The 19,786-nt window shown below is 67.7% G+C and carries 18 protein-coding genes and 3 pseudogenes; 14 read left to right on the top strand and 7 right to left on the bottom strand.

Features of this window, described 5'->3' with window-relative positions:
• The first annotated feature begins 110 nt into the window (after positions 1–110).
• Complete coding sequence (locus tag HR9077_RS01370) at positions 111–857, top strand: sulfite exporter TauE/SafE family protein (protein WP_136064346.1); 747 nt, start codon at positions 111–113, stop codon at positions 855–857.
• Here the strand turns inward: HR9077_RS01370 and HR9077_RS01375 are convergent.
• A complete protein-coding gene (locus tag HR9077_RS01375; protein ID WP_136064348.1) occupies positions 841–1,614 on the bottom strand; it encodes a CDP-alcohol phosphatidyltransferase family protein in 774 nt (257 codons plus the stop codon). The genes HR9077_RS01370 and HR9077_RS01375 overlap by 17 nt on opposite strands.
• Before the next feature lie 236 nt (positions 1,615–1,850).
• Between HR9077_RS01375 and HR9077_RS01380 the strand changes: the two genes are divergently transcribed.
• The 5 genes and pseudogenes from HR9077_RS01380 to HR9077_RS22070 form a co-directional block, all read left to right on the top strand.
• The gene (locus tag HR9077_RS01380) at positions 1,851–2,822 is read left to right on the top strand and encodes a zinc-dependent alcohol dehydrogenase (RefSeq protein WP_136064350.1); all 972 of its coding nucleotides are present in this window, start codon (positions 1,851–1,853) and stop codon (positions 2,820–2,822) included.
• A 55-nt stretch (positions 2,823–2,877) separates the two neighbouring features.
• Positions 2,878–3,276: a 6-pyruvoyl trahydropterin synthase family protein gene (locus tag HR9077_RS01385; RefSeq protein ID WP_136064352.1), complete on the top strand. Its 399-nt coding sequence runs from the start codon at positions 2,878–2,880 to the stop codon at positions 3,274–3,276.
• Positions 3,273–4,373, top strand: coding sequence for a glycosyltransferase family 4 protein (locus tag HR9077_RS01390; RefSeq protein WP_168380869.1), 1,101 nt, complete (start codon positions 3,273–3,275; stop codon positions 4,371–4,373). The genes HR9077_RS01385 and HR9077_RS01390 overlap by 4 nt, the downstream gene beginning before the upstream one ends.
• Positions 4,370–5,245 carry a class I SAM-dependent methyltransferase gene (locus tag HR9077_RS01395; RefSeq protein ID WP_136064354.1) on the top strand — a complete coding sequence of 292 codons (876 nt, stop codon included), beginning with the start codon at positions 4,370–4,372 and terminating at the stop codon, positions 5,243–5,245. The genes HR9077_RS01390 and HR9077_RS01395 overlap by 4 nt, the downstream gene beginning before the upstream one ends.
• Positions 5,242–6,153: pseudogene (locus HR9077_RS22070) on the top strand (lysylphosphatidylglycerol synthase transmembrane domain-containing protein); the annotation flags it as partial. The gene HR9077_RS01395 and the pseudogene HR9077_RS22070, both read left to right, overlap by 4 nt.
• Before the next feature lie 45 nt (positions 6,154–6,198).
• On the opposite strand, the gene HR9077_RS01405 reads toward HR9077_RS22070, so the two are convergent.
• A complete protein-coding gene (locus HR9077_RS01405) occupies positions 6,199–7,143 on the bottom strand; it encodes a RibD family protein (protein ID WP_348532924.1) in 945 nt (314 codons plus the stop codon).
• Here HR9077_RS01405 and ribA point away from each other — a divergent pair.
• Complete coding sequence (gene ribA / locus HR9077_RS01410; RefSeq protein WP_136064356.1) at positions 7,138–8,304, top strand: GTP cyclohydrolase II RibA; 1,167 nt, start codon at positions 7,138–7,140, stop codon at positions 8,302–8,304. The two genes, HR9077_RS01405 and ribA, sit on opposite strands and share 6 nt — an antisense overlap.
• Here the strand turns inward: ribA and HR9077_RS01415 are convergent.
• On the bottom strand, positions 8,280–9,098 hold the full coding sequence (locus HR9077_RS01415; protein ID WP_136064358.1) for a creatininase family protein: 819 nt from the start codon (positions 9,096–9,098) through the stop codon (positions 8,280–8,282). The two genes, ribA and HR9077_RS01415, sit on opposite strands and share 25 nt — an antisense overlap.
• 128 nt (positions 9,099–9,226) lie before the next feature.
• On the opposite strand from HR9077_RS01415, the gene HR9077_RS01420 reads away from it, so the two are divergent.
• The 4 genes from HR9077_RS01420 to HR9077_RS01435 all read left to right on the top strand — a co-directional run bounded on the left by HR9077_RS01420 (position 9,227) and on the right by HR9077_RS01435 (position 14,370).
• On the top strand, positions 9,227–10,795 hold the full coding sequence (locus HR9077_RS01420; protein ID WP_136064361.1) for a cation:proton antiporter family protein: 1,569 nt from the start codon (positions 9,227–9,229) through the stop codon (positions 10,793–10,795).
• A 100-nt stretch (positions 10,796–10,895) separates the two neighbouring features.
• Complete coding sequence (locus tag HR9077_RS01425; RefSeq protein ID WP_136064363.1) at positions 10,896–11,894, top strand: amidoligase family protein; 999 nt, start codon at positions 10,896–10,898, stop codon at positions 11,892–11,894.
• Between the two features lie 8 nt (positions 11,895–11,902).
• Entirely contained in the window at positions 11,903–12,592 is a 690-nt protein-coding gene (locus HR9077_RS01430) for a gamma-glutamyl-gamma-aminobutyrate hydrolase family protein (protein WP_136064365.1), read from the top strand.
• Positions 12,593–12,699: 107 nt separating this feature from the next.
• Positions 12,700–14,370, top strand: coding sequence for a GMC family oxidoreductase (locus HR9077_RS01435; protein ID WP_136064367.1), 1,671 nt, complete (start codon positions 12,700–12,702; stop codon positions 14,368–14,370).
• Between the two features lie 108 nt (positions 14,371–14,478).
• Here HR9077_RS01435 and HR9077_RS01440 read toward each other — a convergent pair whose 3' ends face one another.
• Together HR9077_RS01440 and HR9077_RS01445 are read right to left on the bottom strand one after the other, a co-directional pair.
• A complete protein-coding gene (locus HR9077_RS01440; protein ID WP_136064371.1) occupies positions 14,479–14,910 on the bottom strand; it encodes an OsmC family protein in 432 nt (143 codons plus the stop codon).
• 187 nt (positions 14,911–15,097) lie between these two features.
• Positions 15,098–15,658 carry a DUF1415 domain-containing protein gene (locus HR9077_RS01445; protein WP_136064373.1) on the bottom strand — a complete coding sequence of 187 codons (561 nt, stop codon included), beginning with the start codon at positions 15,656–15,658 and terminating at the stop codon, positions 15,098–15,100.
• 104 nt (positions 15,659–15,762) lie between these two features.
• Between HR9077_RS01445 and HR9077_RS01450 the strand changes: the two genes are divergently transcribed.
• The 3 genes and pseudogenes from HR9077_RS01450 to HR9077_RS01460 all read left to right on the top strand — a co-directional run bounded on the left by HR9077_RS01450 (position 15,763) and on the right by HR9077_RS01460 (position 18,488).
• On the top strand, positions 15,763–16,659 hold the full coding sequence (locus HR9077_RS01450) for an aldo/keto reductase (RefSeq protein ID WP_280178394.1): 897 nt from the start codon (positions 15,763–15,765) through the stop codon (positions 16,657–16,659).
• Between the two features lie 127 nt (positions 16,660–16,786).
• Positions 16,787–17,359: pseudogene (locus HR9077_RS22430) on the top strand (IS3 family transposase); the annotation flags it as partial.
• 103 nt (positions 17,360–17,462) lie between these two features.
• On the top strand, positions 17,463–18,488 hold the full coding sequence (locus tag HR9077_RS01460) for an MBL fold metallo-hydrolase (protein WP_210725823.1): 1,026 nt from the start codon (positions 17,463–17,465) through the stop codon (positions 18,486–18,488).
• 94 nt (positions 18,489–18,582) lie between these two features.
• On the opposite strand, the pseudogene HR9077_RS01465 reads toward HR9077_RS01460, so the two are convergent.
• Positions 18,583–18,732 (bottom strand): annotated as a pseudogene (locus HR9077_RS01465) (IS3 family transposase); the annotation flags it as partial.
• Positions 18,733–18,838: 106 nt separating this feature from the next.
• Positions 18,839–19,606, bottom strand: a complete 768-nt coding sequence (gene nfi, locus HR9077_RS01470) for a deoxyribonuclease V (RefSeq protein ID WP_136064377.1) — start codon at positions 19,604–19,606, stop codon at positions 18,839–18,841.
• Positions 19,607–19,786 lie beyond the last annotated feature (180 nt).

Raw genomic sequence — 19,786 nt, forward strand, 5'->3', positions numbered from 1 at the left:
GCGGACTGTCCCGCCTTGACGACCCTGCGGTCCACCGAGCCCCTTGTCCGTGCGGTGACTGGTAAACTGCCGCTCGCATCCCTCAACGCCCACCGATCAAGGACTCGAGGATGAGCCTACCCGACTATTCGCTGCTGGCCTGGACGCTGATCATCCTCTCGACCTACCTCACGGGGGTCTCGAAAGGCGGTTTTGCCGGCGGCTTCGGCACGCTATCGGTGCCGTTGATGGCGCTGGCGATCGGTCCGATCGAGGCCGCCGGGCTGTTGCTGCCGCTGCTGCTGGTGATGGACGCCTTCAGCGTCAAGGCGTGGTGGGGACATCAGGCAACCCGCGAAGTCTACCGGCTACTGCCGGGCATGGCCGCCGGCGTGGCGATCGGCACGCTGACCATCGGCGTTCTCGACGAGGATGTCGTGCGTCTGCTGCTGGGGATCATTTCGCTGCTGTTCGCCGCCTACATGCTGCGCCGGCCCGGCGCTGCGCACCCGATCGCCACCTACTGGTCGCTGCCCGCCGGGATCGGCTGCGGCTTTACCAGCTTTCTCGCCCACGCCGGCGCGCCGCCGCTCAACCTCTATCTGATTCCCCGCGGACTCGACAAGCAGACGTTCATCGCCACCTGCGTCATCGGCTTCGCCGCGGTCAACCTGATGAAGCTCGGTCCCTATCTGTGGCTGGGCGAGATCAACCTGACCAGCGCCGGCGCCTCGCTGCTGCTGGTGCCGGTCGCCTGGGCCGGCGTGCGCAGCGGCCTGTGGCTGCAACACCGGGTCAACGAACGGCTGTTCTACCGACTGATCATCATCGCCATGGCGATCGTCGGCGTGCAACTGATCCTCAAGGCGCTCGGCTAGCCGGATCGCCCGCGGCCGGCGCGTGGCTGGCACGCCACTGACGCCTCAGCCAGGCGACATCGGCGCCGAACGAATACGCCAGCAGTCCCAGCGCCAGTGCCGCCAGGCCGGTAGCCACCCAGGCCGGCACGACGGGCAACAGCCCGACCAGCAGCGTCGCCACCTGCCACACGCAGGCCAGCTTGCGCCGCCGGCTGTCCGGCAACGGCCGGCGCAGCCAGGGCCATGCCCGACCGGCGAGCACGAAGCAGTAGCGCATGACGCCGATCACCAGCACCCAGGCGCCGGCCTTGTCGAGGGCGATCAGCGCCGCGCTCAGTACCAGGATGAAGAAGGCGTCGAGTTCCATGTCGAAGCGCGCGCCGAAACGCGACATCGAGCGCGTGGTCCGCGCCACGAAGCCGTCCACGCCATCCAGCAATAAAGCCGCCAGCGCCAGGGCCGCCATCACCGGCGCCTGAGCGGCCATGAAGGCGGGGAACAGCAGCGCCCCGGCGAGAAAGGCCACCAGCATCCCGCGCAACAGGGTGATGCGGTTGGCCCAGCCCAGCCAGCGCCAGGCCGTCGGCCAGCGCCAGGCGATCAACCCCAGCATCGTCAGGAATACCAGGCCGGCGCTCAGGCGCAGTCCGGCGGGCGCCGCCAGGCCCAGCAGCAACCCCTCGACCAGCAGTACGAACAGCGCCAGGCCGGCCGCCATCTCGACCCACCGGGTCGCTGCCAGATGCCGTGGCTGGTGCATCGACTCTTCCGCCATTGCGTCTTCCTCTCGTCGAAACTCTCGCCAGAATGTCGCGCCGGCAGGCCGATCGGCTTGACGCCGAGGGCGGCACGCTCGAAGTTAGTATGGCGGTGCCATGCCCGGATGGAGGCCAGGCACTGCCTGGGCGATTGCCAGTACACGGACGAATAGCTATACAATATATGTACAATAGTTGAACCCATTGACCCGTGCCGGGTCGATAGGTTCACACCCGCGCAAGGAAGGAATCCATGCCCGCCACGACCGCACAGGCTTTCTGGACCCTCGCCCCGGGCCAGGGCGCACTCCGCGAGGAAGCGCTACCGCCGCTGGGCGACGACGACGTGCTGGTGCGCAACCGCTTCAGCGCGGTCAGCCGCGGCAGCGAATCGCTGGTCTTCAACGGCCAGGTGCCGCCGAGCGAACATGCGCGGATGCGCGCGCCCTTCCAGGCCGGCGAGTTCCCCGGTCCGGTCAAGTACGGGTATGCCGGTGTGGGCACCATCGAACAGGGTCCCGAGGCGCTGCTCGGTCGCACGGTGTTCTGCCTCCACCCCCATCAGGATCGCTACGTGATTCCCGCCGCCGCCGTGGTGCCACTGCCCGACGACCTGCCCGCGGCACGTGGCGTGCTCGCCGCCAACATGGAAACCGCCGTCAACGGGCTATGGGATGCCGGGCCGCGCCCCGGCGACCGCATCGCGGTGATCGGCGCCGGCGTGGTCGGCACGCTGATCGCCTACCTCTGCGCGCGCATCCCCGGCACCCGGGTCGAGCTGATCGACATCGATCCCGACCGCGCGGCGCTGGCCGCCGCCCTCGACGTGCCCTTCCGCGACCCCGGGTCGGCCGGCGGCGACGCCGACCTGGTGATCCATGCCAGCGGCAACCCCGACGGCCTGCGTCACGGCCTCGAGCTGGCCGGCCACGAGGCGTTGCTGGTGGAGATGAGCTGGTACGGCACCCAGCCGGTCAGCCTGCCGCTGGGCGAGGCCTTCCATGCCCGGCGCCTGACGCTGCGCTCGAGCCAGGTAGGCACGGTCTCGCCGGCACGCAGTGCGCGCTGGAGCCACCGCCGGCGCCTCGCCCTGGCGCTCGACCTGCTGCGCGACGAACGCCTCGATGCGCTGATCGACGGCGAAAGCGACTTTGCCGATCTGCCCACGCTGATGCCACGCCTGGCCGCCGCCCGCGGCGCGCTGTGCCATCGTTTACGCTACTGAACAGGCCGCTAGCGCGCTAGCGTCATTCGTACCGTTCGCACAAGGAGTCCCGTGCATGTTCAGCCTCACCGTCCGCGATCACATGATGATCGCCCACAGCTTTCAGGGCGAGGTATTCGGCCCCGCCCAGCGTCAGCACGGCGCCACCTATGTGGTCGACGTGACCTTCAAGCGCCCCGAACTCGACGAGCACGACCTGGTGGTCGATATCGGCCTGGCCAGCGAGGCGCTCAAGACGCTGCTCGGCGAATTCAACCTCGGCAACCTCGACGAACACGAGGCCTTCCGGGGTCGCAACACCACCACCGAGTTCATGGCCCACGCGGTCTTCGAGCGCATGGCCGCCGCGATCCGCGACGGCCGGCTGGGCAGCGGCGCCAAGGGCCTGACCCAACTGAACGTGACCCTGCACGAATCGCACATCGCCTGGGCCAGCTACGAGGGGGCCTTGTGAGCGCCGAAGACTACCGCCGCGAACGCACCCTGAGCCTGCTCGTCGCCGGCGATCCCGGGCAACTGACCGGCGGCTACGTCTACGACGCGCGCATCGCCGAGGCGCTGCGCGAACAGGGCTGGCGGGTCTCGGTCATCGGCCTCGAGGGGCGCTTCCCCGAGCCCGACGCCGGCGCCGCCCGTGCCCTGGACGCAACCCTCGCCGACCACCCCGACGGCGCGCGCGTGGTGATCGACGGCCTGGCGATGGGCGGTCTGCCCGAGGTGATCGCGGACCACGCCGAGCGGCTCGACCTGACCGCGCTGGTCCATCACCCGCTGGCCGACGAGACCGGCCTCGATCCCGCCCAGCGCACCCGCTTCATGATCAGCGAGACCCGTGCGCTGGGCGCGGTGGGCCGGGTGATCGTCACCAGCGCGTTCACCGCTCGCCGGCTGGCCGATTTCGATGTCCCCGCCGAGCACATCACGGCGATCGAGCCCGGCGTCGCCCGCGCGCCGCTGTCGCCGCGCGCGACGGCCGACCAGCCCGGTCCGGCACGCCTGCTGTGCGTCGCCACCATCACCCCGCGCAAGGGCCACGAGGTGCTGGTCGACGCCCTGGCACGGCTCGCCGATCGCGACTGGCAGGCGATCTGCATCGGCGGGCTCGACCGCGATGCCGGCCACGCCCGTCACGTCCGCGAGCGAATCGCCGCCCACGGCCTCGAGGCACGCGTCGAGCTGGCCGGCGAACGCGCCCACGACCAGCTGGCCGACGCCTACCGGGACGCCGATCTGTTCGTACTGCCCTCGCATTACGAGGGTTACGGCATGGTCATCAGCGAGGCGCTGGCCCACGGCCTGCCGGTGATCGCCACCACAGGCGGCGCACTGGCCCACACGCTGCCCCGGGATGCCGGGCTCGCCGTGCCACCGGGTGATAGCGCCGCCCTCGCCGAGGCGCTGAGGCGCTGGTTCGACGAGCCCGAACTGCGCCAGCGGCTGCGCCAGGGCGCCCAGCGGGCCCGTGAGGGACTCGCCGACTGGTCGGACGCCGGGCGCGCCTTCGCGGCGGCGCTCGACCGCCCGCCCCTGGCAACCGGAGCCTCGTCATGAGCGACGAGGGGCGGTTCGCGGCCGGCTGGTTGAGCCTGCGCGAGCGCGCCGATCACCTGGCGCGCAGCCAGTCGCTGACCGACCGGGCCAGCGACTGGCTGCACCGTCGAGCGAGTGACGATCGTGCACTGTCGCTGGTCGACCTGGGCTGCGGCGCTGCCAGCAACCCGGCATACCTTGCCGGGCGGCTACCCGGTCCCCAGCACTGGCGGCTGATCGACCACGATCCCGCCCTGCTCGCCCAGGCATCGTCGCGCCTGGCTCGGCTCATCGATGCCGACGGTCGGCCGCTCGAATGGCACTGCGAACGCCAGCCGCTGACACCCCTGCGCCCGACGCTGCTCGACGGCGCCGACCTGGTCTGCGCCTCGGCGCTGTTCGACCTGGTCTCGCGGAAGTGGGCCGAGCGGCTGGTACAGGCATGCGTCGAGCGCCGGCTCGCCGCGCTGTTCACGCTCAGCGTCAGCGGCGACTGGGCCTTCGTCGATGCCCAGGGGCAGCGGCGCGAGGACGCCGAGGATCGCTGGGCGCGCGCGACGTACCAGGCCCATCAATACCGCGACAAGGGCTTCGGCACGGCGCTCGGCGGCGACGCGCCCGCGACGCTGGCCGAAGCCTTCGAGGCCCACGGCTACAGGGCGAGCCAGGCCGCCAGCCCGTGGCGGCTGCCGCCCGGCCACGCCGAAACCCGCACCCTCGGCAGCGCACTGCTGGCCGGCTGGGGCGATGCGCTTCGCGAGCAATGCCCCGAGGCTCGCGAACGCGTGGCTACCTGGCTGGCCGCGCGTCACGCCGCGCTGGAAGGCGGCGAGCTGGGAATCGAGGTCGGGCATCTCGATCTGTTCGCCGAACCCGGCGAGGGGCAGCCGTGAGGCGCCCGGCGAAGGCCGCCCTGTTGCGGCTGGCTTTCAGCCTGGCGCTGCTCGCGGCGTTGCTGGCCTGGCTGGATGTCGCGGCGCTCGTCGCCGAGATCGGCAATCTGGCGCCCGGCTGGGCGCTCGTCGCGCTGCTGCTGACGCTGCCGCAGGTGGCGATCTCAGCATGGCGCTGGCGTTTCACCGCCCGGCTGCTGGGCCTGCCGCTGTCGCGACGCGCGGCCTTCGCCGACTACTACCTGGCGACCTTTCTCAACCAGTTGCTGCCCGGCGGCGTGATGGGCGACGTGACCCGCGCCTGGCGTCATGCCAGCGCCAGCGGCGCGCGCCGCCCGGCGATCCGCTCGGTGATCATCGAGCGGGTCTCGGGCCAACTGGTGCTGTGGCTGATCGCCCTGCTGGCACTGGCCATGCCGATCTGGCATGCGCCGCTGAACCAGACCGGCCACGCCGTCATGGCGATGCTGACGGCCGTCGACGGCCGCACCTGGATAACGATGACGGTCGTCGTGTCCGCAGCGGCGTTGCTGCTCATCAGGCCGGGCCGGCGCCAGCCGGCTATCGTCAAGCGACTGGCGCAACGACTGACGGCCGGCCTGGGGCACGATCTCGCCCGCACCCTGACCGACACCCGGGCGTGGCCACGTCAGCTGCTCGCCTCCCTGCTGGTGGTGGCCAGCTATATCGCGGTCTATAGCTGCGCGGCCAGGGCGATCGGCACCGATATCGCGTTCACCACCCTACTGGCCCTGATTCCGCCGGTGCTGCTGGCCATGGCATTGCCGCTGTCGGTAGCGGGCTGGGGGCTGCGCGAGGGCGCCGCGGCGCTGGTCTGGGCCGGTGTCGGGTTGCCCGCCGAACAGGGCGTGGCGATCTCGATGGCCTATGGCTTGCTGGTCCTGGTCTCGAGCCTGCCCGGCGGCGCGTTCCTGTTGCGCGGCCGCACCCGCTCAGGCATCCAGCAGGCGCAGGTCGAACAGCGTGTCGTCGCCGCAGCAGAAACAGCGCGACGGCGGACGGCGCGCCCGGTCGAGACTGTCGATCGGCGGCAAGGCCAGCCCGGGGCGCCCGGAGCCGATCAGCAGCGGCGCCACCAGCAGGTGCAGGCGGTGCAGCACGTCGGCGTCGACGAAGCGCGACACGGTCACGCCGCCGCCCTCGATCAGCACACGCCGGAGCCCGCGCTCGGCCAATGCGGCCAGGATCGCCTCCGGGCTGGCGCCGGCCGGACCGGCGGGCAACTCGAAACGCTCGACGTGGCGGCCGACACCGGTCAGGACGGGCGCACCCTGGCCGACCAGATGCAGCGTGGGCACCTCGCCGGACTGGAAGACGCGGTGCGAGGCGGCGAGCCGGCCGCGCGGATCGAGGATAACCCGACACGGATTGCGTCCCTCGACATGGCGCACGCTGAGCTGTGGGTCGTCGGCGGCGACGGTACCGGCGCCGACCAGCACGCCATCGACCAGCGCGCGCAGGCGATGCAGGTGAACGCGACTGGCGAGGCCGTTGATGTAGTGCGAGGCGCCGTTGTGGGTGGCGATGCGCCCATCGAGACTCTGGCCGAGCTGGGCGATCGCCAGCCCGCCGCGACGAGCCACCAGCGGCAGCAGACAATCGAGCAGCTCGCGGCAGGCAACGGGCAGTTCGCCGAGGTCGCCTTGCCGGGAACTCTGCCAGGCGCCGCCCCGAGCGACCCGCAGGCTCAGCGAGCCGCTGCTCAGGGTCGCGGTGGCCGTCACTGACCAATCTTCATCGAGCGCCAGGCGGATGCACTGCCAGGCCTCGTCGATACAGGAGTCGCTCATCTCTTCTCCGGGAGGTGCGTCGCGACTCATCATGCGCAGCGCGCGGTAGCGGGGCAACCCCGCCGCGACAAGGAGACGCTCATGCATCAGGTTGAACGCGCACTCTTCGATATCCGCCGGGGACTGCCGGTGCTCCTTCGCGACACCGCGGAATCGGTGCTCGTCCAGCCGCTCGAGAGCCTCGACGATCGCGCCCTCGAGCGCCTGGTCGCCAACGCCGGCAGCGAGCCGGGGCTGGTGCTAAGCCGCCATCGCCTGGCGTTGCTCGGCCGCCCGATAAGCGCCCAGAGCGCACGCCTGCCACTCATGCCTTGCGAGCTCGACGATCTCACCCGCCTCAACGCGCTGGCGTTCGGCCAGCACGGGCCGACAGCCACCCCGGCCCCGATCGCTGCCAGCCGCGCCGATCATGCCGCCCTGACGTTGATGCGCCGCGCGCTGCTGATCCCCGCCGCGCTGACCACCCGGGTCGCCCCGCATGCCGAGGAAACGATCCGCGCACTGATCGACGACGATACGCTGCTGGCCATCGATGCCACCGATGCGGGGCGTTGCTTCGAGAACGCCGACGGCATGCTCAAGCCGGTCAGCGAGGCGCGAATTCCGTTGGCCGAGGCACCCGAGAGCCGCTTCATCCTGTTTCGCGAGCCGGACGGCCTGCGCGAGCACCTGGCGATCGTGATCGGTGATACCGCACACTGGCCGGAGACCGTCCCGCTGCGCCTGCATTCGGCCTGCCTGACCGGCGACCTGTTCGGTAGCCTGCGCTGCGACTGCGGCGAACAGTTGCGCAACGCCGTCGCCGAGATCCACGCGCTGGGCGGCGGCGTACTGCTGTATCTGGCCCAGGAGGGGCGCGGTATCGGCCTGGCCAACAAGCTGCGCGCCTACAGCCTGCAGGACGAAGGCCTCGACACGCTGGACGCCGACCAGGTGCTGGGCTTCGGCGAGGATGAACGCCGCTACGGGGTCGCCGTCGACATGCTCGCCGCGCTGAATATCCAGCGCGTGCAGTTGCTCACCAACAATCCGGTCAAGATCGCCGCGCTGGTCGAGGGTGGCATCGATGTAGTCGATCGCCAGGCGCTCTACGGCCGGCTCACCGCCGAGAACCGCCGCTACCTGAGCGCCAAGGCCAGCCGGGGCGGGCATCTGCTGGACGAGCTGATGAGCGGTGACCCCGACGATGCCCTGGGCAGCAACTGCGACGATATCGGCATCGGTCAGTCGGGGTCACGGCGGGCCTGAAAGTCGGCGATGTCGAGCGTGCGGGTTTCGTCGAGCAGGCGCACCAGCCGCCCCGCGTAGTGGCTCACCAGCCGCTCGCCGAGCGCGGCGTCGGCAAGCCGGGCATTGCCCACCACTCCGCCGGGGTGCAGGTCCTCGGCCATCCAGGCAAACGCCGCCTCGCCCTCGGGGCCCAGCAGCCCACCGCGCGCGGCCAGTGCCTCGCCGCGTGAGGGCGGGTGAGCCAGCGCATCGCCGCGAACCTTGTGGGGTGCCAGATACAGCATGATCGCCGTCTCCAGCGCGCCGCCATGCAGGCCGTGGCGCAGCTCCTCGGCCGGCAGCCCCGCGGCGGGCGGAGCAAAGCGCATGTAGTGCGCCTTGACCACCAGCATGCCCCAGCGTCGGCGCAGCTTGAGCGCCGCCAGATCCATCACCGCGTTGTTGCCGCCGTGGCTGTTGAACAGTACCAGCCGCCGCACACCGGCGCGGGCCAGGGCGTCGCCGTGGGCTTCGATCACCGCCATGGCGGTTTCGGGGGGCAGGCTGAGCGTGCCCGGGAACGCCGTATGCTCGTCGCTGGCACCCACGGCGACGGACGGCAGCACGAGCAGCGGAAAGCCGGCGGGCAGGCGCTCGCGCGCGGCGTCGAGCAGGCCCTGGCCGATGGTCAGGTCGGTGGACAGCGGCAGGTGGCCGCCATGCTGTTCGATCGCCGCCAGCGGCAGCACGGCGACACTCTCGGCGGTGACTTGCGCGGCCAGCTCCCGACTGGTCAACTCCTGCCAGTCCTGGCCCTGACGACGGTCGCTCATGGCGTCTCCTCATGGACGAAAGTTGGGGCGGCGTTGGCGGATTGTCATCGTCGCTGTGTCAGGATAGATCACAGCGCGCCCGGCTTCGCCAGCGGCGCGGATTCGCCACCCCCTTGCCGGAGCCTGCCATGCTGGAAGTCATCTGTCTGTCGTTCGCCTTCGTGCTGGGCCTGGCGGCAAGGCGCTGCGGCCTGCCGGCGCTGATCGGCTTCCTGGCGGCGGGCTTTCTGATCAATCCGCTGGGCAACTCCTTGTCGCTGCCGGCCTCGACCCCGGCGGTGCTCGACCATGTCGCCCACCTCGGCGTCCTGCTGCTGCTGTTCACCGTCGGCCTGAAACTCAAGCTCAAGAGCCTCGCCCAGCCCGAGGTGGTCGGCGGCGGGCTGGTGCACTTCGCTCTGACCGTGGGCGTTTTCGCGCCGGGGCTGCACTGGCTGGGCGGCATCGCCTGGGGACCCGCGCTGCTGCTGGCGATTGCCCTGGCGTTCTCGAGCACCGTGCTGTCGGCCAAGAGCCTCGAGTCGCGTCGTGAATTGCGCGCCTTCCACGGCCGCGTGGCGATCGGCATCCTGATCATCCAGGATCTTATCGCGCTGTTCGTGCTGGCGTTCTCCAGCGGCCAAGTGCCCTCCCCCTGGGCGTTGCTGCTGCTCGGCCTGCCACTGCTGCGGCCACTGTTTCATTGGCTGATCGATATCAGCGGCCATGACGAACTGCTGCTGCTGATGGGCCTGGTGCTGGCCGTGGTGGTCGGCGGCGCCGGGTTTTCCGCGCTGGGGCTGTCGGGCGAGGTCGGCGCGCTGGTGCTGGGCGCGCTGGTGGCAGGTCATCCACGCGCCCAGGAACTGGGCAAGTCATTGTGGGGGCTCAAGGAACTGTTCCTGGTCGGCTTCTTCCTCAAGATCGGCATGTCGGGGCTGCCCGACTGGCAGGCGCTCGGCTTCGCCGTGGCATTCACCGCGCTGCTGCCGCTCAAGGCGGCGCTGTTCTTCTTCCTGCTGATCCTGTTTCGGCTGCGCGCTCGCAACGCCTTCCAGTCCACCGTCAGCCTGACCAGCTACAGCGAGTTCGGTCTGATCGTCGCCGCCTCGCTGGTGCCGGATGCGCTGGTCGGTCTGGCGCTCGCCGTGGCGCTGTCGTTCCTGGTCGCCGCGCCGCTGCAGCGCAACGCCCATGCGCTGTTCGCCCGCTTCGAGCCATGGCTGCTGCGCTTCGAGACCCGCGCCTGGCACCCCGACGAGCAGCCCGCCTCGCTGGGCGATGCCCGCGTGCTGATCCTGGGCATGGGGCGCACCGGCACCGCCGCCTACGACCGGCTGTGCGAGGACGACACGCGCCTCATCGGCATCGACGCCGACCCCAGTCGGGTCGAACGCCACAGCCGCGCCGGCCGCCACGTGGTCTACGCCGATGGCGAGGACATCGGCTTCTGGCACAGCATCGACCTCGACACCATCGAGGTGGCGGTGCTCACCCTGCCCGATGCCGAGTCGAAGATCTTCGCCACCCGCCAGCTACGCCAGCATGGCTTCGTCGGGACGATCGTCGCGCACAGCCTCTACGAGGACGAGGCCGAGGCCATCCGCGGCGCCGGCGCCAATCAGACCTACCTGACCATGCACGAGGCCGGCCTGGGGCTGGCCGAGCATGTCCGTCAAGGGCTCATCGAACGCCCCCGGTTGCCCGATCCGTCATGAAATCGTCGCCGCGGGGCGGCTTTTCTCCGGTCGGGGCTTGCCAGCGCTCCAGCAAGCCGTTGCAATGGTGGTTTCGCGCACCGCCCGCAGGAGGGTCTCAATGAAGCCCCAAGCGCCCCCCGTACCGCGCACGACACAAGGGCATTTGCGCCGCGTCGGTGTGGAAATCGAATTCGCGGCGCTCGCACCGGTGGCGGCCGCCGAACTGGTGCAGGATCGTTTCGGTGGCGATATCCGTCAGCTCAACCCCCACCGCTTCAAGGTCGAGGGCACCCGCTGGGGCGATTTCACCGTCGAGCTCGACGCCAAGTACGCCCATCCCGACGACAAGGTGCTGGAAAGGACCCAGGCCAGCGGCGACGCCGATTGGCAGCGCCTGCGCGCCGAACTTCACAACCGCACCCGGGCGCTGATCGGCGACGCGGTGTCCGGCGTGGTGCCGACCGAGATCGTCTGCCCGCCGATCCCCTGGCTGTCGCTGGGCGAGCTCGACTCGCTGTTCGACGCCCTGCGCCTGCAAGGCGCCCGCGACACCCGCGACAGCCTGCTCTATGCGTTCGGCCTGCACCTCAATCCCGAAGTGCCGAGCACCGGCACCGAGAGCCTGCTCGCCCACCTGCGCGCGTACATGATCCTCGCCGAGTGGCTGCGCGAGGAGATCGACATCGACATCACCCGCGAGGTGCTGCCGCACGCCAATCCGTTCCATCGCGACTACGCCCTGCAGGTGCTCGACCCGGGCTATCGACCCGACCTGACGACCCTGGTCAGGGACTATGCCGTCGCCAACCCGTCGCGCAACCGTGAACTCGACCTGTTCCCGCTGTTCGCCTTCCTGCAGCCCGACACGCTATCCGGACTGCTCGGCGACGAACGCATCAAGCCACGCCCGACCTACCATTACCGCCTGCCCAACGCCCAGTTCGCGCAGCCCGACTGGAGCGTGGTCGCCGAGTGGAACCGCTGGGTCGAGGTGGAACGCCTGGCCGCCGACGAGACACTGCTCGCCGAACGCAGCGCAGCCTATCTCGCCCACCATCGACGAATACCGCTCTCGCGCTGGCTGGATCGCCTTCGCGAATGGATGAAGGAAGCATGAAAGGACGCATGAAAAGACGCCCCCTGATCGGCATCACCACCTCGGATCACAAGAGCAAGCTGGCCTGGTACTGCGATTGCCTGGCGGTGTGGCGGGCCGGCGGTCGGCCGGTGCGCCTGTCCCCGGCCCGCCCCGACGGAACGCGCCTCGACGGGTTGATCGTCGGCGGCGGCGACGATATCGGCGCCCAGCTCTACGGCGACGAGATGAAGCTCGACGTGCGCGTCGATCCCGAGCGCGACACCCTCGAGCTGGAACTGCTCACGCGGCTGGTACCGGACGGCTGCCCGGTGCTGGGCATCTGTCGCGGCTCGCAGATCATCAACGTGTTTCTCGGCGGTACGCTGTTCAGCGACATCTACGCCACCTACGGGCACATCAAGCCACGCCGCACGGTGCTGCCGCGCAAGACCGTCGATGTGGTCGAGGGCAGCCGGCTGCACGACATCCTGCGCGTCAACTGGTGCCAGGTGAACAGCCTGCACCACCAGGCCATCGATGCCACCGGTCACGGCATCGATGTCGTCGCCCGCGATCGCGACGGGCTGGTCCAGGGCATCGAGAGCCGACATCACGACTTCCTGATCGGCGTGCAGTGGCATCCCGAATTCCTGGTCTTCAACCGCCCGCAGCAGCGCCTTGTTCGCGCGCTGGTCGAACACGCCGCCCGCTACGCCGAGCGCGAGGCCAGCGCCTGACATCGTGTCTTGCCCCTCTGCGCCGGCCTTCGACCATCGTCGGCTCTCATCGCGGGGCGCCTCTCGCCTAGTCTGGAAGCACCAACAACGACAAGAGATGCCGCCCGATGACCCACGCCCGCTGCTACCCGGCCGCCGACACCCTGATCGTCGGTGCCGGCCCCGCCGGCTGCCTGCTCGCCAAACGTCTGTCCGAGGACCCCCACCACCGGGTCACGCTGATCGAGGCCGGCGGTCGCGACAACTATCCCTGGATCCATATCCCGGTGGGCTATCTGCACTGCATCGGCAATCCGCGTACCGACTGGTGCTATCGCACCGACGCCGAAGCCGGCCTCAACGGCCGCGACCTGGGCTATCCGCGCGGCCGGGTACTGGGTGGCAGTTCGTCGATCAACGGCATGATCTACATGCGCGGCCAGGCCGCCGACTACGATCACTGGGCCGCGCTGGGCAACGCCGGCTGGGACTGGCAGAGCGTGCTGCCGCTGTTTCGTCGCAGCGAGGACCACTACGCCGGCGCCAGCGACCTGCACGGCGCCGGCGGCGAATGGCGGGTCGAGCAGCAGCGCCACCGCTGGGAGATCCTCGAGACCTTCCGCGTGGCCTGCGCCGAATGCGACATTCCACCGATCGACGACTTCAACGGCGGCGACAACGAGGGCTCGAGCTATTTCCAGGTCAACCAGCGCCGCGGCGTGCGCTGGAATGCCTCCAAAGCGTTCCTGCGCGGACTCGAGAAGCGCGACAACTTCACCCTGATCACCGATGCCGAAGTCGATCGGGTGCTGTTCGACGAGCAGGCCATGCCGCCGCGCGCCTGCGGCGTGCGGGTGCGCCTGGACGGCGCCTATCAGTCGCTCGCCGCCCGCGAGGTGATTCTCTCGGCCGGGGCGATCGGCTCGCCGGCGATCCTGCAGCGCTCGGGCGTCGGCCCGCGCGAGCTGCTCGAGTCGCTCGGCGTCCCGCGCGTTCACGACGCGCCCGGGGTGGGCAACAACCTGCAGGACCACCTGCAGTTGCGGATGATCTTCCGCGTCGAGGGCGTCGCGACGCTCAACGAGATCGCCGGCTCCTGGCACGGCAAGCTGGGCATGGCCTGGCAGTACCTGAGTGTGCGCAGCGGCCCGCTGACCATGGCGCCCAGCCAGCTCGGCGTGTTCGCGCGCTCCGACCCGGACCAGGCCAGCGCCAACCTGGAGTATCACGTCCAGCCGCTGTCGCTGCCGGCCTTCGGCGAGCCGCTGCATCCCTTCCCGGCGTTCACCGCCTCGGTCTGCCACCTGCGCCCGGCGAGTCGTGGCAGCGTGACGATCCGCTCGCGGGACAGTGGCCAGGCGCCGTCGATCCGGCCCAACTACCTGAGCGAGGCGAGCGATCTTCGCGTCGCCGTCGACGCCATTCGCCTGACCCGACGCATCGCCGCCGCGCCGGCACTGGCCCGCTACCGCCCCGAGGAGATCAAGCCCGGCCCCGACTGGCAGAGCGACGAGGAACTGGCCCGGGCCACCGGCGACATCGGCACCACCATCTTCCATCCGGTGGGCACCTGCAGGATGGGCCGCGATGCCCAGGCGGTGGTCGACGACCGACTGCGCGTGCACGGCATCGAGGCGCTACGCGTGGTCGACGCCTCGATCATGCCCACCATCACCTCGGGCAACACCTGCTCGCCGACCCTGATGATCGCCGAGAAGGCCGCGGCGATGATCCTCGAGGAACGCGAGGGGCGCACGCTAAGCCACAGCGCGCCCGAACCCGCCGCTTCGCAGGCCTGATGTGGCGGGGTCCTGGCGCGACGAAGCCGGCCCGGGGGCCGGCTTCGTCGTTCTTGACGTGCGGGCCGGGCGCTGATGCGTTCGAACCTCGCCCGGTCGCCGCCGGGCTCAATTCTCGAGCTTGGCGTCCAGGGTGATCTCGGCCTTGAACAGCTTGGACACCGGGCATCCCTCCTTGGCCTTGTTGGCCGCGGTCTCGAAGGTCGACCGGTCGGCACCGGGAATCCTGGCGACGGTATCGAGGTGGATCGCCGAAATGGTGAAGCCGCTGTCGTCCTGTTCCAGGGTCACGGTGGCCTGGGTGTTGATGCTCTCGGCCTCGAGGTTTTCCTCGCCGAGGATCATCGACAGCGCCATCGAATAGCAGCTGGCGTGGGCGGCGCCGATCAGCTCCTCGGGGTTGGTGCCCGGCTGGCCCTCGAAACGCGTGTTGAAGCCATAGGGAAGGTCCTTGAGCGCACCGCTCTCGCTGGAAACGCTACCCTTGCCCTTCTTCAGACTCCCTTGCCACTGTGCGGATCCCTTTTTCTGGATACTCATGTCGTCTCCTTTGATTGCTGATGGCAGGCGTCGCCGTGCCTCGCACGAACGTTTTTCCGCCCGGCGGCTTGCGCCCATCTCACTGTAGTCGATAGGCGGGCGTTGCGGACAACGCACGACACCGTACTCATGAGTGCCATTAGATGACATGGCCCCCCGGCCCTGCGCTTTCAAGGGCAGCGGACACTCAGGCCTCGTCCGCCGCATGGCAGGCGGCCCGTTCGGCGTCGAGCCGGGCGTTGCCCAGGCGCCGCATCAGCGCGACGTTGCGTTCGGGAATGGCGTGCGGATCGGGATGGTTGTCCAGCGCCCGGCTCAGGCTGTCCTCGCGCAGCAGATGCAGCATCGGCCAAGGCGAGCGATTGGTGGCATTGGCCGGGTCGTCGGGCTCGGCGCCGTCGAAGCAGTAGTCGGAGTGAAAGCTCGCCAGCTGGTAGACGCCTTCGTAGCCCTCGGCCTCGAGCAGCGCCTCGGCGAGCCCCAGCAGATCCAGGTAGTCGTCGAAGTCGGCGACGCCGCTGGTCAGAATCAGCAGCGTGGTCTCGATGGCCGGTTGCTCGTCGAGCCGTCGGCATTCGTCGATCAGCGTATGCAGGGCGCCTTCGACGTCCCGCGCGGAGACGTCGACGTACCGCACCCGATCGCGCCGGATTTCGGGCGCGGCGAACGGACACAGGTTATGGGCAACGACGAAGCGTTCCACCCAGGCGCGCGTGGCGGCGATTGCCGCGGTATCGTCGGACGACATGGCAGACCCCGTTGGTGACAGCGGTCCAGTATAACGCTTGCCGGGGCCTCCCGGCTCGATCACCATTGCTGGAAATACATGCCACGAATTTCCCGGAGGTCACCGTGCCCATTGCCACCGTCACCCTGCCGGCCAGCGCCACGGCGTCGGCCATCACATTGCCGGCGATCGGCCAGGGCACCTGGCACATGGGCGAGGGCCTGGCCCCGCGCGACGACGAGGTTCGCGCCCTGCGGCAGGGGCTCGATGCCGGGATGAAACTGATCGATACCGCCGAGATGTACGCCGATGGCGGCGCCGAAGAGGTGGTCGGCGAAGCGCTCGCCGGGCGCCGCGGCGACGCCTTCCTGGTCTCCAAGGTCTACCCGTGGAACGCCGGACGGGACAGCGCCATCGCCGCCTGCGAGCGCAGCCTGGCCCGCCTGCGCACCGATCACCTGGATCTCTATCTGCTGCACTGGCCGGGCAGTATTCCCCTGGACGAAACCCTGGAGGCCTTCGAACGGCTGCGCGACCAGGGCAAGATCCGTCGCTTCGGCGTCTCGAACGTCGACGTCGACGACCTCGAGACCCTCTGGTCGTTGCCCGGCGGACGCGACTGCACGGTCAATCAGGTGCTCTATCATCTCGGCTCGCGGGGCATCGAGCACAGCCTGTTGCCCTGGCAGCGCGAACGCGGCCTGCCGACGATGGCCTATTCGCCGCTGGCCCAGGGCGGGCGGTTGCGTGACTCGCTGCTCGCGGACCCGACGGTGACGACGATCGCCGACGAGCACGGCGTATCGCCCGCGCAGGTTCTGCTGGCCTGGGCGATTCGTCCGACGCTCGCACATCCGGACGGCGAACAGCGCGACATGATCGCCATCCCCAAGGCGATACGCCCCGAGCACGTGCGCGCCAACGCCGAAGCGCTGACGCTGCGCCTCGACGACGCCGCCCTCGCCCGGCTCGATGCCGCCTTCCGGCCGCCCTCCCGCAAGGAGCCTCTCGATATCATCTGAGCGGACGCTGATCATCAAAGCCCCGGTTGCGATGTCCCGGCGACTAGCTGTGTGATCCCGCGAAGAAGTGGTTTAGATCATCATAAAACCGCTCGGGCTCTTTCTGCCGTTGTTCTAGGATAAATCCAATCGGGTCAGCGAAGAGATCGGAACGGCCATTCTGGAGCACAGCCTGTCCTTCCCCACCCACCGCCCTGTCCGAGTCGCGCAAGAGCTGGCATTACATGGCATTCATGTTCAGTTCTACGGGCGTCAGAGGCATCTGGGGACGACATGACTTGCTGACGAAGCATGAGCGCCTCCTGCGGCTCGAACGAGCCTCACGCGAGCAGAAGATCGCGCTGATGTAAGACCAGGTTCGCCACCCGGAACGCTTCAGCCCGGAGTTCCGCGAACGCCATATCGAGGTCCACCACACCGGTGAACTGGTTGTCGTCGACATCTTCTTCGTCGGCACGCTCAAAGGGGGCGGCAAGGTCTACCTGCAGTCCGTGATCGACTGCTTCAGCCGCTACACCTGGGGCGCCTCTACACCAATAAGCTGCCCATCACCGCGATCCATGGCGAGCGATTCGAGACCCGGGACGCCATGCGGCGGCACGTGTTCGAGTACATCGAGACGGACTACAACCGGCAGCGCCGGCACAGTGAGATTGGGATGATCAGCCCGAAGGGCTTCGAGGCCCGAATGATCGCTTAGATCGGTGTCCACGATTGCTGGGTAAGATCATGGATTTTTCTATTGCCGTTGATTCTTCCTAAGTGTTAGCTTTCTAAAACAAAATAACGCACAGGAGTTCGTCATGCGAACATTCAAAAGGCTACCAATCATTACTACTAGTCTTGCAATAGCCATGTCACTCGGCATGTCTGGCTCTGCTTTGGCGCAAGAAACTCTAGATAACAGCATGAAGGTAACCCTTCTAGGTACGGGTTCCCCCAATCCGAGCCCTGACCGTTTTAGCCAATCTATTCTTGTAGAGGCTGGCGAACAAAAGCTCCTTATTGACCTTGGTCGTGGCGTTACAATTCGTCTTGCTCAGTTAGGGGTTCCTTTTAGTGAGATTGATGCTAGTTTCATAACGCATATGCATTCCGACCACCTTACTGGGCTTCCTGATCTGTGGATGACAGGATGGTTAGCTACACCTTATGCCTCGCGTAAAGAACCCATGAGACTCTATGGTCCCAAGGGTACAGAAAGCATGGCAGCTAACCTAACCGAAGCTTTCGCTGAAGATATTCGTATTCGCAAGCTTGACGAGGAGCTACCCCCCGAAGGCATAGCTTTTGATGCCAAAAACATTACGGCTGGGCAGGTTTATAATGAGGAAGGCGTAAAAGTAACCGCTTTCGAAACCGAGCATGGTGAGTTAATAAAACCGAGTTACGGCTACACAATTACTTATAATGGCCATAAGGTCGTCATACCTAGCGACACTGTATATGATGAGAATATAGCTGAAGTGGCTAAGGGAACAGACTTGCTCATCCACGAAGTAGCCATGATTGATCCTGGCGTGATGAAAAAGTATCCAAAACTAGAAAACGTAATGAACCACCACACTTCTCCAGAAGATGCAGGACGTGTGTTTAACAAAGCCAAGCCTGAACTGGCCGCCTATACACATTACGTTATTTTTAATAAAGATAGAAAAGTAGACTCTTCCACCTACGATCGCATCAAGGAGCTGACACGCACCACTTACGATGGCCCCCTAGTGACCGGTCATGACCTGACAACTTTTGTTATAAACAATGAGGGAGTGTCTGCGAAAAATGCAGAAGGAGAGGAAATAATCACAGTTCCTTCAGATAGGTCAGATTAAGGTAATTTTCATGAAGAAAGCACCTCCAAGGAAACAGAGGTGCTTTCTTTAATGTCTGGTATTGTGATCTTACCCAGCAATCGTGGACACCGATCTAAGCGATCATTCGGGCCTCGAAGCCCTTCGGGCTGATCATCCCGATCGCACTGTGCCGGCGCTGCCGGTTGTAGACCATCTCGATGTACTCGAACACGTGCCGCCGCATGGCGTCCCGGGTCTCGAATCGCTCGCCATGGATCGCCTCGTCTCAGTGTACTGTCTCAACGGGGTGTCCACTGCTGCTGGGCAAGATCAGAACCTCCTCGGACAATGGTTCGGACCATGGACCATTACACTCCGGGACTAAACACCTAGAGCAATGATAGCCCCTGGGGGTCGCGAAACGCCTTTCCCCGCCGTGACGCCAGCCGATCCGCCAGCCGCGTCGGCTCGGGCAGCTTGGTGCGGCCCAGGCAGGCGATCGTCCAGTCCAGCGCGGTCGCCAGGCTCAGGCGATGACCCGGCGAGACGATCACCGGCTTGACCTTCTCGCGGGAACGCAGCATGGCGCCGATGATCACCCGGCCACCGGCATCCACGGGCGCATCGACCGGGTCCTCGTCGCGCCGTTTGTCGCTCAGTGCGGTCCACTCGCCCCGGGTCTCGGGCACCTCGCCGTGACGGCCGCACAGGCGTTTCTTGGCCACCCCCAGGGTCGGCAGGTCGAGCCACAGGCCGAGGTGCGCGGCGATCCCCAGGCGGCGCGGGTGGGCGATACCCTGGCCGTCGACCATCACCAGGTCGGGGCGTCGCGACAACCGCTCGAAGGCGCTCAACGCCGCGGGTATCTCGCGAAACGACAGCAGGCCGGGGATATAGGGCATGCGGGTCGGTTCGCGGTGGACGATCTCGTCGACGGGGGTCAGGTCCGGCCAGTGCAACAGCACCACGGCGGCGCGGGTGGTGGCGCCGTCGTCCTCGAAGCCGATATCCATTCCGGCAATCCATTCGACGTCATCGATACGATCGCGACGCTCGATGCGCGGAGCGAGCGTGCGCTGCAGGGCGATCGCCTGCTCGGGGGTCAGCGACCAGTCATGCAGGGGTTCATGAGGGGGGTGAAGCGAAGCATCGGGCATGGCGGCAAGTTCCTTGCGACAAGTTCCTTTTGGCGTGCTTGTCACCCAGCCTAGCAGCCCGGCCGGACCGAAACGATTCGGCGATGCGCGTGTCGCGCCGGCACTTCACTACAAGACACCGGGCGCCGGCGCTGCATGCCGATTGTTGTTCTGGTTACGGTCATGAACGAGCCGGCGGCC

It is taken from the genome of Modicisalibacter radicis (genome assembly GCF_900961225.1).
Taxonomy (GTDB): Bacteria; Pseudomonadota; Gammaproteobacteria; order Pseudomonadales; family Halomonadaceae; genus Modicisalibacter.

Coding starts and splice junctions, on each gene's coding strand:
- HR9077_RS01370 (WP_136064346.1), top strand. CDS start 111: ATGAGCCTACCCGACTATTCGCTGCTGGCCTGGACGCTGATCATCCTC.
- HR9077_RS01375 (WP_136064348.1), bottom strand. CDS start 1,614: ATGGCGGAAGAGTCGATGCACCAGCCACGGCATCTGGCAGCGACCCGG.
- HR9077_RS01380 (WP_136064350.1), top strand. CDS start 1,851: ATGCCCGCCACGACCGCACAGGCTTTCTGGACCCTCGCCCCGGGCCAG.
- HR9077_RS01385 (WP_136064352.1), top strand. CDS start 2,878: ATGTTCAGCCTCACCGTCCGCGATCACATGATGATCGCCCACAGCTTT.
- HR9077_RS01395 (WP_136064354.1), top strand. CDS start 4,370: ATGAGCGACGAGGGGCGGTTCGCGGCCGGCTGGTTGAGCCTGCGCGAG.
- ribA (WP_136064356.1), top strand. CDS start 7,138: ATGCATCAGGTTGAACGCGCACTCTTCGATATCCGCCGGGGACTGCCG.
- HR9077_RS01405 (WP_348532924.1), bottom strand. CDS start 7,143: ATGCATGAGCGTCTCCTTGTCGCGGCGGGGTTGCCCCGCTACCGCGCG.
- HR9077_RS01415 (WP_136064358.1), bottom strand. CDS start 9,098: ATGAGCGACCGTCGTCAGGGCCAGGACTGGCAGGAGTTGACCAGTCGG.
- HR9077_RS01420 (WP_136064361.1), top strand. CDS start 9,227: ATGCTGGAAGTCATCTGTCTGTCGTTCGCCTTCGTGCTGGGCCTGGCG.
- HR9077_RS01425 (WP_136064363.1), top strand. CDS start 10,896: ATGAAGCCCCAAGCGCCCCCCGTACCGCGCACGACACAAGGGCATTTG.
- HR9077_RS01430 (WP_136064365.1), top strand. CDS start 11,903: ATGAAAAGACGCCCCCTGATCGGCATCACCACCTCGGATCACAAGAGC.
- HR9077_RS01435 (WP_136064367.1), top strand. CDS start 12,700: ATGACCCACGCCCGCTGCTACCCGGCCGCCGACACCCTGATCGTCGGT.
- HR9077_RS01440 (WP_136064371.1), bottom strand. CDS start 14,910: ATGAGTATCCAGAAAAAGGGATCCGCACAGTGGCAAGGGAGTCTGAAG.
- HR9077_RS01445 (WP_136064373.1), bottom strand. CDS start 15,658: ATGTCGTCCGACGATACCGCGGCAATCGCCGCCACGCGCGCCTGGGTG.
- HR9077_RS01460 (WP_210725823.1), top strand. CDS start 17,463: ATGCGAACATTCAAAAGGCTACCAATCATTACTACTAGTCTTGCAATA.
- nfi (WP_136064377.1), bottom strand. CDS start 19,606: ATGCCCGATGCTTCGCTTCACCCCCCTCATGAACCCCTGCATGACTGG.